1 protein-coding gene is annotated in these 567 nt (G+C 45.3%); it reads left to right on the top strand.

The window, feature by feature from the left end; all coding sequences use genetic code 11:
• On the top strand, window positions 1-567 hold a 567-nt coding region (locus R7E78_RS29020; protein ID WP_411913785.1), incomplete at both ends, for a DUF6923 family protein.

The following is a 567-nucleotide window of genomic DNA, read 5'->3' on the forward strand; positions in this document are numbered from 1 at the left end:
TCAATCTGGTTACGGGTTCCACCACTTTACTCGCTGACGATGTGGGTTTGGCTTCTGGGATCAACGCCGTCGGGTTCGATTTTACCGACCGATACATTTACGGCTACGACACCACCAATTTGAAAATCGTCCGCTTAGGGAAAGACTTTCAAGCAGAAACATTGAATGTGGCTGGTTTGCCCAGCCATACGTTTTTTGTTGGCGATGTTTATAATCACGTTTACTACTTATATCGCAAAGGAAAAGGATTATTTTCCATTGATTTATCACCGTTAGATACCGATCCAAATGCGACGCTAACACTTACGCAAATTACCGCGACCGCAAACGTCAACTTGACGGATTTTGCCTTTCATCCTGGCGACGGTTCGCTTTACGGAATCGACAACAACTCCGGCATTCTCTACAAATTCAATACTGCAAACGGCCAAGCCACTATGATTGGAGATACGGGCGAAACCGGCACCTTTGGTGCAGGCTATTTTGACGTCAACGGCAATTACTACGTTTCCTGCAATCAAGACGGAAAAATCTACCGTATTAATTTGTCAGCGGACAACGCTTCAA

This window comes from Vibrio sp. YT-19(2023) (assembly GCF_033337395.1).